Raw genomic sequence first — 13990 nt, 5'->3', positions numbered from 1 at the left:
GTCTTGCGCTTGTTGCGGACGATGGCGCGGGCGGTGGACCGGGAGGGGCGGGGGGGAGGGGGTGCGCTGCTGGGTCATGGCGCGGGAGGAGATTGCACAAGGCGGGGGAGTAGGAAAATGGTTTCCCACCCTATCGTCTCCCCGGGCTTGACCCGGGGTTAGGCTTCAACCGGGGAAGTGACTTTGCACGGCTGATATTATCTCGGAGACCAACTCGGTTATCTTCGGCAGCGAAGCGATCGCACTGACTGCGGCTGCGCCAATCGCACTGAGGATCACACTAGGGAGCTCTTTTGCGAATGGCCGCTTCACCTGATCCGCGTCGAGATAGACGCGGGCAAACGGGACCAGTTTGTGTGCTCTAGTAAATGCAAAAGCGAAAATGACGAAGAGAAAGAGAAAGATCAATCGGTTTGGGAAATCAAATTCCGGCGTGTAGATTATAAGTAAGAAGAACGCGATGGTGTTGACTGTCAGGCCGTGACGTCGAAGCGCTCCCGTGAAAACGCCGCTGAACTCCCTCATGAAGCCCGATAAGCGGGAGGCGACGGCCTCGGTCCACATCTCATCTGAGGATGAGACGATGATTTTACTGTCCATATCGTCGCTCAAGTAAATCGTTATGATCTTCTTAAGTCCTGTATCATCCGGCTTCTCAACCGAGAGCGTGAATTCATCAACTCTTCTCGGGAGGTCCCGGCGGCTCATGTACTCCGCCGAATTTTGCGCGATGTACTGATCTCCCTCCTTGGCCCTAATGATGGGGATTACAGGCTGCTCAAAATAGCTCTCGATCTCTGCAATCAGTCTTTCCACGTCTGATCGATAGAGCGTGATTGCCCCCAATTTTACTTCTTTGTTCGCTACGATCAGCTGAGATTTTTCCAGTGGCGATAGATAGGAGGGCTCGGAAGAAAAGCTTCGCCTTACAAATTCAAACACGCCACTCGAATTGTCAGCGAATCGCCAGCTACCGTTGCGATGGCTGGTGCTTGCGTTCTCAATGAGTAATTCGCCGATCACAATGGATAATGATCCATCCTGTTCCATGAAGCGTAAGTTGAAGGTGTTCGTTGATGTGTGCGCTATAGACGTCACAAAGGATAGCGTCGGTCCGTTGGCTTGGGTAAACACCAGTCGCCCGTCTCCAACGTCGTCCTCAGTCCAATAGGCTCCGCCAAACCTGGAGCCGTTGAAGTTTCCAATCCACCTTGAGTTCGACATCGAAACGCATCGCCCCTAGAACACATCGCCCGATAACGGTAATCCGATTGTGTAGCCAGCGGCAATGTTGCTCTGGCAACAGAGTTCTAGGCCCGTTCGCCACCGCGAACAGAGGATCAAATCGTCGGCAGGAGGCTGGGCCTAGCTATACTCAACAACAAAGTGGAGTGGCTCCCGGACTCTTCGTCTTCGCGCCCAAGCGCCGGGCGGCGGACGTCCGTCCGCCTTGGCTTTCCTACCGTAAGCTCGGGCGCGCGCTCGCGTTTGCGGCGCTGCGCGCTGGGTCACCGCCACACGCATCCTCGGTGGCTCCGCGCCTAACCCTGACCCTACCTCGTCGCCCCGTGCTTGACACGGGGCTTGGCTTCTTCTTTCGGTGGGCAAGAAGTGAAGCCGAACCCCGGATCAAGTCCGGGGTGACGGTCACGAAGTAGGGCTGTGCAGCCTTTCCAACACCCACCCTTGACCCCCACCCCAAACCCGCCTAAGGGCGCGCATCCTTTCCGCAGGGTCTCCCTCGGAAGCGAGCTGAACATTGGCGGTGCGTCCCTTTCGCGGGGGCAGCCGGCAAAGTAACCCGGTGGCCGAAGGGCCTGACATGCGGGTGGAGCGTTTCGGCTTGAACTGCGAACCGGCTTTGGTCGGTCCTTCTGCCGCAGGCCTTGGTGCTTGTGGCCCTAGGTCCCAGCTTTCGCTGGGATGACGGTTCAGGGCAAACTCTCTCCCACATCGTCGGGCACCCGTGTCACCTCTCACACGGTGAAGAGAGAAAGTCTTACATGCCGACGATCAACCAGCTGGTCCGCAAGGGCCGCGTGCCGCAGAAGGCCAAGAGCAAGGTCCCTGCGATGGAGCAGAACCCGCAGAAGCGCGGCGTCTGCACCCGCGTCTACACGACGACCCCGAAGAAGCCGAACTCGGCGCTGCGCAAGGTGGCCAAGGTCCGCCTGACCAACCAGCGCGAGGTCATCTCCTACATTCCGGGCGAAGGCCACAACCTGCAGGAGCACTCGGTGGTGCTCATCCGCGGCGGCCGTGTGCGCGACCTTCCGGGCGTGCGCTACCACGTGCTGCGCGGCGTGCTCGACACGCAGGGCGTGAAGGACCGCAAGCAGTCGCGCTCGAAGTACGGCGCCAAGCGTCCGAAGTAAGGTTCAACGCGGATACCGGCTCCGGTCCGCTCCTCCGCCCGGCCATCCTGCGGGATAGCATCTGGGTGGCCGGGCGGGGGAGCGGGCCGGAGCCGCAGGGCGCTTGCGGATGCAAGCGACCACTCCGAAGGAGTTAATCGATATGTCACGTCGTCGTCGTCCCGAGAAGCGGGTCATCCTCCCCGATCCCCAGTACGGGGACCAGATCCTGTCGAAGTTCATGAACAACCTCATGCTCGACGGGAAGAAGGCCGTTGCCGAGAAGATCGTCTACGGTGCGCTCGCCACGGTCGAGGCCAAGGCCAAGGCCGATCCGATCCAGCTGTTCCACGATGCGCTCAACAACGTGAAGCCGCAGGTCGAAGTGCGCAGCCGCCGCGTCGGCGGTGCGACCTACCAGGTGCCCGTCGAGGTGCGTCCCGAGCGCGCCCAGGCGCTCGCGATCCGCTGGCTGATCACCGCCGCGCGCGGTCGTCCGGAAACCACCATGGCCGCGCGCCTGTCGGGCGAGCTGCTCGATGCCGCGAACAACCGCGGCAACGCGGTGAAGAAGCGCGAGGACACGCACCGCATGGCGGACGCGAACCGCGCCTTCTCGCACTACCGCTGGTAATCTCGCGGATTGCGGGCAGCCGGGAGGAGGGTCTTCCGGCTGTCACAATCTTCCCTATATGGGGGCCTGACCGCGACCCGGCGGCCCCCCTCAATCCAAGGAACCTGATATGGCCCGCGAGTATCCGCTGGAGCGCTATCGCAATATCGGCATCATGGCGCACATCGATGCCGGCAAGACCACCACGACCGAGCGCATTCTCTATTACACCGGCAAGTCCTACAAGATCGGCGAAGTGCACGATGGTGCCGCGACGATGGACTGGATGGAGCAGGAGCAGGAGCGCGGGATCACCATCACCTCGGCCGCGACCACGACCTTCTGGACCGCGGAAGATTCGTCGATGGACCCGATGAGCGATCCCGACGCGCTGCGCGAAAATCAGCCGAAGCACCGCATCAACATCATCGACACCCCCGGCCACGTCGACTTCACCATCGAAGTCGAGCGCTCGCTGCGCGTGTTGGACGGTGCGGTTGCAGTATTCGACGGCGTTGCCGGGGTTGAACCGCAGTCCGAGACTGTGTGGCGTCAGGCCGACAAGTACGGCGTGCCGCGCATGTGCTTCATCAATAAATTGGACCGCACCGGCGCCGATTTCTATTACTGCGTCCAGTCGATCATTGATCGTCTCGGTGCCAAGCCGCTCGTGCTCTATCTCCCCATCGGGGCCGAGAGCCAACTCCAGGGCGTCGTCGACCTCGTCAACAACCGCGGCATCGTCTGGAAGGACGAGAGCCTCGGCGCGAAGTACGAGTTCATCGAAATCCCCGCTGATCTCGCCGACAAGGCTGCCGAATACCGCGAGCGCCTGATCGAGCTCGTCGTCGAGCAGGACGACGAGATCATGGAAGCCTATCTCGAAGGCAACGAGCCCGATGTCCCGACGATCAAGAAGCTGATCCGTCAGGGCACCATCGCGCGCGCCTTCGTGCCGGTGACCTGCGGCTCGGCGTTCAAGAACAAGGGCGTCCAGCCCCTGCTCGACGCCGTCGTCGACTACATGCCTTCGCCGCTCGACATTCCGCCGATCAAGGGCGTGCTGCCCGACAGCGACCAGGAAGACGAGCGTCCCTCGAGCGACGATGCGCCCTTCGCCGCGCTCGCGTTCAAGATCATGAACGACCCCTTCGTCGGCTCGCTCACCTTCACCCGCATCTATTCGGGCAAGCTCACCAAGGGCCAGGTCCTGAACTCGGTGAAGGACAAGAAGGAAAAGATCGGCCGCATGCTGCTGATGCACTCGAACAACCGCGAGGACATCGATGAGGCGTTTGCGGGCGACATCGTTGCGCTGGCCGGCATGAAGGACACCACCACCGGAGACACCCTGTGCGACGCGTCCAAGCCGATCATCCTCGAGCGCATGGAATTCCCCGAGCCGGTCATCGAGCTCTCGGTGGAACCCAAGACCAAGGCCGACCAGGAGAAGATGGGCATCGCGCTCAATCGTCTGGCGCAGGAAGACCCCTCGTTCCGAGTGTCGACCGACCACGAAAGCGGTCAGACGATCATCAAGGGCATGGGCGAACTGCACCTCGACATCATCGTCGACCGCATGCGCCGCGAGTTCAAGGTCGAGGCCAACGTCGGCGCGCCGCAGGTGGCCTACCGCGAATATCTCGCCCGCGAGGTCGAGGTCGATTACACCCACAAGAAGCAGTCGGGCGGCTCGGGCCAGTTCGGCCGCGTGAAGGTCGTCGTCACCCCGGGTGAGCGTGGCCAGGGCGTGATCTTCGAAGACCAGATCAAGGGCGGGAACATTCCGCGCGAATACATCCCGGCGATCGAGAAGGGCTTCCGCGAGCAGGCCGAGAGCGGCCACCTCGTTGGCTTCCCGATCATCGACTTCTCGATCAAGCTCGTGGACGGTGCCTACCACGACGTCGACTCGAGCGCGATCGCGTTCGAAATCGCCGCCCGCGGTGCCATGCGCGAAGTGGCGAGCAAGTCGGGCATCAAGCTGCTCGAGCCGATCATGAAGGTTGAAGTCGTCACCCCCGATGACTACCTCGGCGACGTCATCGGCGACCTCAACAGCCGCCGCGGCCAGATCCAGGGCACCGACACGCGCGGCAATGCCCAGGCGGTCGAGGCCTTCGTCCCGCTCGCCAACATGTTCGGCTACGTCAACGAGCTGCGTTCGTTCACCCAGGGGCGTGCGCAGTACACCATGCAGTTCTCGCACTACGACGAGGTTCCGGCGAACGTCGCAGCCGAGGTCAAGGAGAAACTTGCCTAAGCTGCCCCGGCAGTCTAGGGGCGGCGCCTGATTCTGCGGGCGCAGCCTTTCTCCCGCGAACACACCATCACATCCAAGAAGGTAACTCAGAGAAATGGCCAAGGAAAAGTTCCAGCGGAATAAGCCGCACTGCAACATCGGCACCATCGGTCACGTCGACCATGGCAAGACCACCCTGACCGCGGCGATCACCAAGGTGATGGCTGAAACCTACGGCGGCAACGCCGTCGACTTCGCCAACATCGACAAGGCCCCCGAAGAGCGCGAGCGCGGCATCACCATCTCGACCGCGCACGTCGAGTACGAGTCGGCTGCCCGTCACTACGCGCACGTCGACTGCCCGGGTCACGCCGACTACGTGAAGAACATGATCACCGGTGCCGCCCAGATGGACGGCGCGATCCTGGTCGTGAACGCCGCCGACGGCCCGATGCCGCAGACCCGCGAGCACATCCTGCTCGCCCGTCAGGTCGGCGTGCCGGCGCTGGTCGTGTACATGAACAAGGTCGACCAGGTCGACGACGAGGAAATCCTCGAGCTCGTCGAGCTGGAAGTTCGCGAGCTGCTCTCCTCGTACGACTTCGACGGCGACAACATTCCGATCGTCAAGGGTTCGGCTCTGGCCGCTCTCGAAGGCCGTGACGACAACATCGGCAAGGACTCGGTCATCGCGCTCATCGAAGCCGTCGACCAGTACATCCCGCAGCCCGATCGTCCGATCGACAAGAACTTCCTCATGCCGATCGAAGACGTGTTCTCGATCTCGGGTCGCGGCACCGTGGTGACCGGCCGTATCGAGACCGGCATCGTCAACGTGGGCGACGAAGTCGAGATCGTCGGCATCAAGGACACCCGCAAGACCACCGTCACCGGCGTGGAAATGTTCCGCAAGCTGCTCGATCGCGGTGAAGCCGGCGACAACATCGGCGCCCTGATCCGCGGCGTCGCCCGTGAAGAGGTCGAGCGCGGCCAGGTTCTCGCCAAGCCGGGTTCGGTCACTCCGCACACCGAGTTCAGCGCCGAAGTCTACGTGCTGTCGAAGGACGAAGGCGGCCGTCACACGCCGTTCTTCGCCAACTACCGCCCGCAGTTCTACTTCCGCACCACCGACGTGACCGGCGAAGTGATCCTTCCCGAGGGCACCGAAATGGTGATGCCGGGCGACAACGTGACCATCGGCGTCAAGCTGATCGCTCCGATCGCCATGGACGAAGGCCTGCGCTTCGCGATCCGCGAAGGTGGCCGCACCGTGGGTTCGGGCGTCGTCGCCAAGATCACCAAGTAAGGTGTTGCTCCGCTAAGGGGCGAAACCGAACGAAACGAGGCCCGGAGCTCATACGAGCTGCCGGGCCTCTTTTTTGTCGGACAGGGCGCTTTTTCGCCAAGAAAGATGGTCGTTTCACGGTCATGTAATTTTCGGTCCGAGGGCCCTTGCCAGAATCCAACTCGGCCCGTATAGGCGCGCATCCCCGACGGAGATTCGTCTCCCGACGGCACGAGTTTTGAGGAAGGCCGCCCGCTCACGGGAAACCGAAGCAAGCGGGGCGGTCTTTGTTTTTGGGAACTGCCGGGGCTCCCCGGTTGCTCCTTGGCTCTTTCGCATCGGTAGTAGGACATGGAAGCTCAGAATATCCGTATTCGCCTCAAGGCGTTCGACCACCGCGTTCTCGACCAGGCCACTGGCGAGATCGCAGATACGGCCCGCCGCACCGGCGCTCTTATTCGTGGCCCCATTCCCCTGCCGACGCGTATCGAGAAGTTCACCGTGAACCGCGGCCCGCACGTCGACAAGAAGTCGCGCGAGCAGTTCGAGGTGCGCACCTACAAGCGGCTGCTCGATATCGTGCAGCCCAACGCCCAGACCGTCGATGCGCTGATGAAGCTCGACCTGGCTGCCGGCGTGAACGTCGAGATCAAGCTGGCGTAAGCCGGCCGAAATGCCCCCGCTTCGGTGGGGGCCTCTATCGTTGAGGCCTTGAGCGCCTCGCCTGACGATAGGGTGGATACCGCCGGAGCCATTCTCCGGGCTGCGTCCCCCGTCTCGCTTCCAGCGGCCCTCGGGCGAGCGGAAGCACTCAGCCCGGACGGGGCGATGCATCAAATCATGGGCTGAACGGGGCCGCGACGCTGTTTTGGCGTCGCGGTCTCACACGCACCTGGCGGATGGTCCGTCAGGTGCCTCTGTCGAGGAGTGAACTGACGATGCGCACCGGCGTTATCGCAAAGAAAGTCGGGATGACCCGCCTCTTCCAGGAGGACGGTCGGCACGTGCCCGTGACCGTTCTGTCGCTGGAAGAATGCCAGGTGGTCTCGCACCGCACCGAAGACCGCGATGGCTACTACGCCGTCCAGCTCGGCGCGGGCGAAGCCAAGCACAAGAACGTTGCCAAGCCGCAGCGTGAACAATTCGCCAAGGCCGATGTCGGCCTGAAGAAGCAGGTCGCCGAATTCCGTGTCGACAGCGCCGATGCGCTCGTCCCGGTTGGCGCGACCATTTCGGCCGAGCACTTCGTCGCCGGCCAGATGGTCGACATCACCGGCCACACGCAGGGCAAGGGCTTCGCGGGCGCCATGAAGCGCTGGGGCTTCGGCGGTATGCGTGCCACCCACGGCGTCTCGATCTCGCACCGTGCCCACGGTTCGACCGGTAACCGCCAGGATCCGGGCCGCGTGTTCAAGGGCAAGAAGATGGCCGGCCACATGGGCGACCGTCAGCGCACCCAGCAGAACCTCGAGATCGTCCGCACCGACGCCGAGCGCGGCCTGCTCTTCGTCAAGGGTTCGGTCCCGGGCGCGAAGAACGGCTGGCTGCTCGTGCGCGACGCGGTGAAGCTGAAGGCCCCCGCGGACCTTCCGTTCCCGGGCGCCGTGCTCGACAAGAACAAGGCTCCCGTCGCCGACGAGACCCCCGTGGCTGTCGAGGCTGTCGAGATCGACACCGCGGCCACCGAAGAAAACAAGGAAGGCTGAGCCATGAAGATCAAGGTTCAGAACATCGAGGGCGCCGCCGCTGGCGATATCGAGCTGTCGGATGACGTGTTCGGCATCGAGCCGCGCGCCGACATTCTCCACCGCGTGGTGACCTGGCAGCTCGAGAACCGCCGCGGCACCGCTCGCCCGACGCGCGAGCGTTCGGACGTGGCCCGCACCGGCAAGAAGTTCGGCCGCCAGAAGGGTGGTGGTACCGCCCGTCACGGCGACCGCAAGGCGCCCGTCTTCATCGGCGGCGGCAAGGCTCACGGTGCGCGCAAGCGTGACTTCGAGCAGTCGCTCAACAAGAAGATCCGCGCGCTCGGCCTCAAGATGGCGCTCTCGACCAAGGCCAAGAGCGGCCTTGTCGTGGTCGACAGCCTCGAGCTCGCCGATGCCAAGACCAAGGCGCTCAAGGGCCACCTCACCAAGGCCGGCCTGACCGGCAAGGTGCTGGTGATCGACGGCGAGCAGGTCGACGCGGGCTTCAAGAAGGCCGCCGGCAACCTCCCGGGCATCAACGTGCTCCCGGCGATCGGTGCCAATGTCTACGACATCCTCAACCACGACACGCTGGTCCTCACCAAGGCCGCCGTCGAAAAGCTGGAGGCGCGCTTCAATGGCTAAGAAGCAGACCGTCGATGCGCGTCACTACGATGTGATCATCGCGCCGCACATCACCGAAAAGTCGACCCTCGCGTCCGAGCAGAACGCCGTGGTCTTCAAGGTCGCCGGCAATGCGACCAAGCCGCAGATCAAGGAAGCGATCGAGGCGATCTACGACAAGAAGGTCGTCGCCGTGAACACCCTGATCCAGAAGGGCAAGACCAAGCGCTGGAAGGGCAAGACCTATCAGCGCAGCGACGTGAAGAAGGCGATCGTCACCCTCGCCGAGGGTGAAATGATCGACATCACGAGCGGTATCTGAGGCCAAGGGACAGGACACGAACAATGGCACTCAAGAACTACAAGCCGACCAGTCCGGCCCGCCGCGGCCTGATCCTGGTCGACAAGTCGGCGCTCTATAAGGGCAAGCCGGTCAAGGCGCTCACCGAAGGCAAGCGCAAGACCGGTGGCCGCAACAACAAGGGCCATGTCACCTCGCGTGGCATCGCCGGTGGTCACAAGCAGAAGTACCGCTTCATCGACTTCAAGCGTCGCAAGTGGGACATGCCGGCGACCGTCGAGCGGCTCGAGTACGACCCGAACCGCACCGCCTTCATCGCGCTGGTGAAGTACGAAGACGGCGAGCAGGCCTACATCCTCGCCCCGCAGCGTCTCGCTGTCGGTGACCAGGTCGTGGCCGGCGAGAAGGTCGACACCAAGCCGGGCAACGCGATGCTGCTGGGTCAGATGCCGGTCGGCACGATCTGCCACAACGTCGAGATGAAGCCGGGCAAGGGCGGGCAGATCGCCCGTTCGGCCGGCACCTATGTGCAGGTCGTCGGTCGTGACCGCGCCTTCGTGATCGTCCGCCTGAACTCGGGCGAGCAGCGTTACCTGCGCGCCGATTGCATGGGCACGGTGGGTGCCGTGTCGAACCCCGACAACGCCAACCAGAACTTTGCCAAGGCCGGCCGCTCGCGCTGGATGGGCAAGCGTCCGCTGACCCGCGGCGTCGCCAAGAACCCGGTCGACCACCCGCACGGCGGTGGTGAAGGCCGCACCTCGGGTGGCCGTCATCCGGTGACCCCGTGGGGCAAGCCGACCAAGGGTGCCCGCACGCGCCACAACAAGCAGACGGACAAGATGATCATCCGTTCGCGTCACGCGAAGAAGAAGAGGTAAGAGACGATGGCACGTTCCGTCTGGAAAGGTCCGTTTGTCGAGCTGAGCCTGCTGAAGAAGGCTGAGAGCGCGCAGGAAGCGAGCAACGCCAAGCCGATCAAGACCTGGTCGCGGCGTTCGACGATCCTGCCGCAGTTCGTCGGGCTCACCTTCAACGTCTACAACGGGCACAAGTTCATCCCCGTTTCGGTTTCGGAAGAAATGGTCGGCCACAAGCTCGGCGAATTCGCGCCCACGCGCACGTTCCCCGGCCACGCTGCCGACAAGAAGGGCAAGCGCTAATGGGCAAGGCAAAGGCACCCCGCCGCGTGGGCGACAACGAGGCGCTGGCCGTCGGCACCACGATCCGTGGTTCGGCGCAGAAGCTCAACCTCGTCGCGGCCCTGATCCGTGGCAAGAAGGCCGAAGAGGCGATGAACATCCTCGCCTTTTCGAAGCGGGCGATGGCGCGCGACGCGAGCAAGGTGCTCGCGAGCGCGATCGCCAATGCCGAGAACAACCACAACCTCGACGTCGACGCGCTGATCGTGGCCGAAGCCTCGGTCGGCAAGTCGGTGACGATGAAGCGGTTCCACACCCGCGGTCGCGGCAAGTCGACGCGCATCCTCAAGCCGTTCTCGCGGCTCCGGATCGTGGTTCGCGAAGCAGAAGAGGCGTAAGATGGGCCAGAAGAGCAATCCGATCGGTCTGCGCCTGCAGATCAACCGCACCTGGGACAGCCGCTGGTACGCCGAAGGGCGCGACTATGCGGGCCTGCTCAAGGAAGACATCGCGATCCGCAAGTACATCATGAAGAACCTGCCGCAGGCGGCGGTTTCGAAGGTGGTGATCGAGCGTCCGGCCAAGCTGTGCCGCGTCTCGATCTACGCGGCGCGTCCCGGCGTCATCATCGGCAAGAAGGGCGCGGACATCGAGAAGCTGCGCTCGAAGCTCGCCACCATGACCGCGAGCGACGTGAAGCTGAACATCGTCGAGATCCGCAAGCCGGAGATCGATGCCAAGCTCGTCGCGCAGGGCATCGCCGATCAGCTGGTGCGCCGCGTGGCGTTCCGCCGGGCGATGAAGCGCGCGGTGCAGTCGGCGCTGCGTCTGGGTGCCGAGGGCATCAAGATCGTGTGCGGCGGCCGTCTCGGCGGGGCGGAAATCGCCCGCGTCGAATGGTACCGCGAAGGCCGCGTTCCGCTCCACACGCTGCGTGCGAATATCGATTACGCCGAGACCGAGGCGCTCACCGCCTACGGGATCATCGGGATCAAGGTGTGGATCTTCAAGGGCGAGATCCTCGCCCATGATCCGACCGCGCAGGACCGCCTGATGATGGAAGCCCAGACTTCCGGCGTCCGCCCGGCTCGTTGAGGTAACAGACCATGTTGCAACCGAAAAAGACCAAGTTCCGCAAGGCCTTCAAGGGCCGGATCAAGGGCGACGCCAAGGGTGGCACCACCCTCAACTTCGGCTCCTACGGCCTCAAGGCCCTCGAGCCGGAGCGGGTCACCGCCCGCCAGATCGAAGCGGCGCGTCGTGCCATCACCCGTCACATCAAGCGCCAGGGGCGTCTGTGGATCCGCGTGTTCCCCGATGTGCCCGTGTCGAAGAAGCCTGCCGAAGTCCGTCAGGGTAAGGGCAAGGGTTCGGTCGAATACTGGGCGGCGCGCGTGAAGCCGGGCCGCATCCTGTTCGAACTCGACGGCGTCGCCGGCCCGCTCGCGGCCGAAGCCTTCGAGCGCGCGGCGATGAAGCTGCCGATCAAGACCAAGGTCGTCGCCCGTCTCGGCGACACCAGCCACCTGGGAGGCGAATAATGGCCGATATCGCGGACCTTCGCACCAAGACCGATGACCAGCTGACCGCCGAGCTCACCGAGCTCAAGCGCGAGCAGTACAACCTGCGGTTCCAGGCTGCGACCAACCAGCTCGAGGCCCCCTCGCGCATCCGCCAGGTGCGCCGGACCATCGCGCAGATCAAGACGCTGCAGAGCGAGCGCGCGGCCAAGGCCGCGGCTGCGAAGGCGTAAGGAGTAAGCACAATGCCCAAGCGCATCCTCGTCGGGACTGTGACCTCCGACAAGACCGACAAGACCGTGACCGTGAAGGTCGAACGCAAGGTGCGTCACCCGCTTTACGGGAAGATCATCCGTCGTTCGAAGAAGTATCACGCGCACGACGAGAACAATGAATACACCGTGGGCGACGTGGTGCGGATCGAGGAGACCCGCCCGATGTCGAAGACCAAGACCTGGATCGTCAAGGACCGGGTCGTGGCGGGCGGCGTGCAGGCGGTGGAAGCCGACCTCGACGTCGCGGCTGCGGGCAACTGAAACTGAGACGGAACTCCCGGGCCCCGGTCGGATCGGGCGTCCCGGAAAGCCAATGAGAAGGAAGACGGATCGATGATCCAGATGCAATCCAATCTCGACGTCGCGGACAACAGCGGCGCCAAGCGCGTCCAGTGCATCAAGGTGCTGGGCGGGTCGAAGCGTCGGACCGCGGGCGTCGGCGACGTGATCGTCGTCTCCATCAAGGAGGCGCAGCCGCGCGCGAAGGTCAAGAAGGGCGACGTTCACCGCGCCGTGATCGTGCGCACCCGCAAGGACGTGCGTCGTCCGGATGGCACCGTCATCCGCTTCGACACCAACGCCGCGGTGCTCGTCAACAAGAACGAGGAGCCGATCGGCACCCGTATCTTCGGCCCCGTGGTGCGCGAACTGCGTGGCAAGGGCTTCATGAAGATCATCTCGCTCGCTCCGGAGGTTCTGTGATGGCTGCCGCGAAGATCAAGAAGGGTGACAGCGTCGTCGTGCTGTCGGGCAAGGACAAGGGCCGCACCGGTACGGTCGCCCAGGTTCTGCCGAAGGACGGCAAGGTCGTTGTCGAGGGCGTGAACATCGTCGCCCGTCACCGCAAGCCCAGCCAGCAGAACCCGCAGGGTGGCATCGACCGTTACGCGGCCCCGATGCACGTCTCGAAGGTCGCGCTCGCTGATCCCAAGACCGGCAAGCCCACCCGCGTCCGCTTCGAAGTGAAGGACGGCAGGAAGGTGCGCGTCGCCGTCAAGAGTGGGGAGACCATCGATGGCTGATTACACCGCTCGCCTGAAGGCCAAGTACGACAACGAGATCGTCAAGGCGATGACCGAGAAGTTCGGTTACAAGAACCGGATGGAAGTGCCCAAGCTCGAGAAGATCACGCTCAACATGGGCGTTGGCGAGGCGAGCCAGGACAAGAAGAAGGTCCAGACCGCCGCCGAGGAAATGGCGCTGATCGCCGGCCAGAAGCCGGTTATCACCATCGCCAAGAAGTCGATCGCGCAGTTCAAGCTGCGTGAGGGCATGCCGATCGGCTGCAAGGTCACCCTGCGCCGCGAACGCATGTACGAATTCCTCGACCGTCTCGTCACCGTGGCGATGCCGCGCATCCGCGACTTCCGCGGGCTCAACGCCAAGTCGTTCGACGGCCGTGGCAACTACGCCATGGGGCTGAAGGAACAGATCGTGTTCCCGGAAATCAGCTACGACAAGATCGAGAAGGTGCGGGGGATGGACATTATCGTCACCACCACCGCCAAGACCGACGAAGAGGCGCGCGAGCTGCTGCGCCTGTTCGGCTTCCCCTTCGCGGGCGAGGCCAAGACCGAACAGAAGGAGGCGGCGTGAGCCGCCTCCCGTTAGAGACACGAAAGCAGAGAGCTTAAGTCCATGGCGAAACTGAGTTCCATCAACAAGAATGAGCGTCGCAAGAAGCTCGTGAAGCAGTACGCTGCGAAGTACGAGAAGCTGAAGGCGATCGCCGACGATGAATCGCTTGACGAGACCGAGCGCCTGGTGGCGCGTCTCAAGATGGCGGAGCTTCCGCGCAACGCGAACCCGACCCGGGTGCGCAACCGTTGCGCCACCACCGGCCGCCCCCGCGGCTATTACCGCAAGTTCGGCATCAACCGCATCGAGCTGCGCGACCTCGGCAACAAGGGCCTGATTCCGGGCCTGACCAAGTCGAGCTGGTGAGG

20 protein-coding genes are annotated in these 13990 nt (G+C 63.3%); 19 read left to right on the top strand and 1 reads right to left on the bottom strand.

The genetic code is table 11. The features are described 5' to 3' along the window. Window positions 1-165: 165 nt before the first annotated feature. A complete protein-coding gene (locus tag ACLBKU_RS11235) occupies window positions 166-1050 on the bottom strand; it encodes a hypothetical protein (protein ID WP_410179625.1) in 885 nt (294 codons plus the stop codon). Window positions 1051-2003: 953 nt separating this feature from the next. Between ACLBKU_RS11235 and rpsL the strand changes: the two genes are divergently transcribed. The 19 genes from rpsL to rpsN all read left to right on the top strand — a co-directional run bounded on the left by rpsL (window position 2004) and on the right by rpsN (window position 13988). Next, window positions 2004-2375 carry a 30S ribosomal protein S12 gene (gene rpsL, locus ACLBKU_RS11230; protein ID WP_006831873.1) on the top strand — a complete coding sequence of 124 codons (372 nt, stop codon included), beginning with the start codon at window positions 2004-2006 and terminating at the stop codon, window positions 2373-2375. Window positions 2376-2517: 142 nt separating this feature from the next. Then, window positions 2518-2988 (top strand): 30S ribosomal protein S7, encoded by a 471-nt coding sequence (gene rpsG / locus ACLBKU_RS11225; RefSeq protein WP_069310558.1) that lies wholly within the window; start codon window positions 2518-2520, stop codon window positions 2986-2988. Window positions 2989-3097: 109 nt separating this feature from the next. Next, window positions 3098-5230: an elongation factor G gene (gene fusA / locus ACLBKU_RS11220; protein WP_410179624.1), complete on the top strand. Its 2133-nt coding sequence runs from the start codon at window positions 3098-3100 to the stop codon at window positions 5228-5230. Between the two features lie 94 nt (window positions 5231-5324). Further along, a complete protein-coding gene (gene tuf, locus ACLBKU_RS11215) occupies window positions 5325-6515 on the top strand; it encodes an elongation factor Tu (RefSeq protein ID WP_410179623.1) in 1191 nt (396 codons plus the stop codon). 330 nt (window positions 6516-6845) lie between these two features. Continuing rightward, a complete protein-coding gene (rpsJ, locus tag ACLBKU_RS11210) occupies window positions 6846-7157 on the top strand; it encodes a 30S ribosomal protein S10 (protein WP_017665146.1) in 312 nt (103 codons plus the stop codon). A gap of 275 nt (window positions 7158-7432) precedes the next feature. Then, window positions 7433-8200, top strand: a complete 768-nt coding sequence (gene rplC, locus ACLBKU_RS11205) for a 50S ribosomal protein L3 (protein ID WP_410179622.1) — start codon at window positions 7433-7435, stop codon at window positions 8198-8200. 3 nt (window positions 8201-8203) lie between these two features. Further along, a complete protein-coding gene (gene rplD / locus ACLBKU_RS11200) occupies window positions 8204-8827 on the top strand; it encodes a 50S ribosomal protein L4 (RefSeq protein ID WP_410179621.1) in 624 nt (207 codons plus the stop codon). Beyond that, on the top strand, window positions 8820-9128 hold the full coding sequence (locus ACLBKU_RS11195) for a 50S ribosomal protein L23 (protein WP_410179620.1): 309 nt from the start codon (window positions 8820-8822) through the stop codon (window positions 9126-9128). Before rplD ends, ACLBKU_RS11195 begins: the two co-directional genes overlap by 8 nt. Window positions 9129-9151: 23 nt before the next feature. Continuing rightward, the gene (rplB, locus tag ACLBKU_RS11190; RefSeq protein ID WP_086739454.1) at window positions 9152-9988 is read left to right on the top strand and encodes a 50S ribosomal protein L2; all 837 of its coding nucleotides are present in this window, start codon (window positions 9152-9154) and stop codon (window positions 9986-9988) included. 6 nt (window positions 9989-9994) lie between these two features. Next, a complete protein-coding gene (rpsS, locus tag ACLBKU_RS11185) occupies window positions 9995-10270 on the top strand; it encodes a 30S ribosomal protein S19 (RefSeq protein ID WP_069310551.1) in 276 nt (91 codons plus the stop codon). Further along, a complete protein-coding gene (rplV, locus tag ACLBKU_RS11180) occupies window positions 10270-10647 on the top strand; it encodes a 50S ribosomal protein L22 (RefSeq protein WP_069310550.1) in 378 nt (125 codons plus the stop codon). Before rpsS ends, rplV begins: the two co-directional genes overlap by 1 nt. Window position 10648: 1 nt before the next feature. Further along, window positions 10649-11344, top strand: coding sequence for a 30S ribosomal protein S3 (gene rpsC, locus ACLBKU_RS11175; protein WP_017665139.1), 696 nt, complete (start codon window positions 10649-10651; stop codon window positions 11342-11344). An 11-nt stretch (window positions 11345-11355) separates the two neighbouring features. Beyond that, window positions 11356-11790 (top strand): 50S ribosomal protein L16, encoded by a 435-nt coding sequence (gene rplP, locus ACLBKU_RS11170; protein WP_088914645.1) that lies wholly within the window; start codon window positions 11356-11358, stop codon window positions 11788-11790. Next, entirely contained in the window at window positions 11790-12002 is a 213-nt protein-coding gene (gene rpmC, locus ACLBKU_RS11165; protein ID WP_066529807.1) for a 50S ribosomal protein L29, read from the top strand. The genes rplP and rpmC overlap by 1 nt, the downstream gene beginning before the upstream one ends. Window positions 12003-12014: 12 nt before the next feature. Further along, window positions 12015-12305 carry a 30S ribosomal protein S17 gene (gene rpsQ, locus ACLBKU_RS11160; RefSeq protein WP_069310546.1) on the top strand — a complete coding sequence of 97 codons (291 nt, stop codon included), beginning with the start codon at window positions 12015-12017 and terminating at the stop codon, window positions 12303-12305. Window positions 12306-12377: 72 nt separating this feature from the next. Next, the gene (gene rplN / locus ACLBKU_RS11155; RefSeq protein WP_410179619.1) at window positions 12378-12746 is read left to right on the top strand and encodes a 50S ribosomal protein L14; all 369 of its coding nucleotides are present in this window, start codon (window positions 12378-12380) and stop codon (window positions 12744-12746) included. After that, the gene (rplX, locus tag ACLBKU_RS11150) at window positions 12746-13066 is read left to right on the top strand and encodes a 50S ribosomal protein L24 (protein ID WP_410179618.1); all 321 of its coding nucleotides are present in this window, start codon (window positions 12746-12748) and stop codon (window positions 13064-13066) included. Before rplN ends, rplX begins: the two co-directional genes overlap by 1 nt. After that, window positions 13059-13640: a 50S ribosomal protein L5 gene (gene rplE / locus ACLBKU_RS11145; protein ID WP_017665133.1), complete on the top strand. Its 582-nt coding sequence runs from the start codon at window positions 13059-13061 to the stop codon at window positions 13638-13640. The genes rplX and rplE overlap by 8 nt, the downstream gene beginning before the upstream one ends. Window positions 13641-13682: 42 nt before the next feature. Continuing rightward, window positions 13683-13988: a 30S ribosomal protein S14 gene (rpsN, locus tag ACLBKU_RS11140; protein ID WP_410179617.1), complete on the top strand. Its 306-nt coding sequence runs from the start codon at window positions 13683-13685 to the stop codon at window positions 13986-13988. Window positions 13989-13990 lie beyond the last annotated feature (2 nt).

This window comes from Erythrobacter sp. NE805 (assembly GCF_046452355.1).
Classification (GTDB): domain Bacteria; phylum Pseudomonadota; class Alphaproteobacteria; order Sphingomonadales; family Sphingomonadaceae; genus Erythrobacter.
The sequence above is the reverse complement of the archived record's forward strand: the minus strand, read 5'-3'. Positions and strand labels throughout refer to the sequence as shown.

Coding starts and splice junctions, on each gene's coding strand:
- ACLBKU_RS11235 (WP_410179625.1), bottom strand. CDS start 1,050: ATGGAACAGGATGGATCATTATCCATTGTGATCGGCGAATTACTCATT.
- rpsL (WP_006831873.1), top strand. CDS start 2,004: ATGCCGACGATCAACCAGCTGGTCCGCAAGGGCCGCGTGCCGCAGAAG.
- rpsG (WP_069310558.1), top strand. CDS start 2,518: ATGTCACGTCGTCGTCGTCCCGAGAAGCGGGTCATCCTCCCCGATCCC.
- fusA (WP_410179624.1), top strand. CDS start 3,098: ATGGCCCGCGAGTATCCGCTGGAGCGCTATCGCAATATCGGCATCATG.
- tuf (WP_410179623.1), top strand. CDS start 5,325: ATGGCCAAGGAAAAGTTCCAGCGGAATAAGCCGCACTGCAACATCGGC.
- rpsJ (WP_017665146.1), top strand. CDS start 6,846: ATGGAAGCTCAGAATATCCGTATTCGCCTCAAGGCGTTCGACCACCGC.
- rplC (WP_410179622.1), top strand. CDS start 7,433: ATGCGCACCGGCGTTATCGCAAAGAAAGTCGGGATGACCCGCCTCTTC.
- rplD (WP_410179621.1), top strand. CDS start 8,204: ATGAAGATCAAGGTTCAGAACATCGAGGGCGCCGCCGCTGGCGATATC.
- ACLBKU_RS11195 (WP_410179620.1), top strand. CDS start 8,820: ATGGCTAAGAAGCAGACCGTCGATGCGCGTCACTACGATGTGATCATC.
- rplB (WP_086739454.1), top strand. CDS start 9,152: ATGGCACTCAAGAACTACAAGCCGACCAGTCCGGCCCGCCGCGGCCTG.
- rpsS (WP_069310551.1), top strand. CDS start 9,995: ATGGCACGTTCCGTCTGGAAAGGTCCGTTTGTCGAGCTGAGCCTGCTG.
- rplV (WP_069310550.1), top strand. CDS start 10,270: ATGGGCAAGGCAAAGGCACCCCGCCGCGTGGGCGACAACGAGGCGCTG.
- rpsC (WP_017665139.1), top strand. CDS start 10,649: ATGGGCCAGAAGAGCAATCCGATCGGTCTGCGCCTGCAGATCAACCGC.
- rplP (WP_088914645.1), top strand. CDS start 11,356: ATGTTGCAACCGAAAAAGACCAAGTTCCGCAAGGCCTTCAAGGGCCGG.
- rpmC (WP_066529807.1), top strand. CDS start 11,790: ATGGCCGATATCGCGGACCTTCGCACCAAGACCGATGACCAGCTGACC.
- rpsQ (WP_069310546.1), top strand. CDS start 12,015: ATGCCCAAGCGCATCCTCGTCGGGACTGTGACCTCCGACAAGACCGAC.
- rplN (WP_410179619.1), top strand. CDS start 12,378: ATGATCCAGATGCAATCCAATCTCGACGTCGCGGACAACAGCGGCGCC.
- rplX (WP_410179618.1), top strand. CDS start 12,746: ATGGCTGCCGCGAAGATCAAGAAGGGTGACAGCGTCGTCGTGCTGTCG.
- rplE (WP_017665133.1), top strand. CDS start 13,059: ATGGCTGATTACACCGCTCGCCTGAAGGCCAAGTACGACAACGAGATC.
- rpsN (WP_410179617.1), top strand. CDS start 13,683: ATGGCGAAACTGAGTTCCATCAACAAGAATGAGCGTCGCAAGAAGCTC.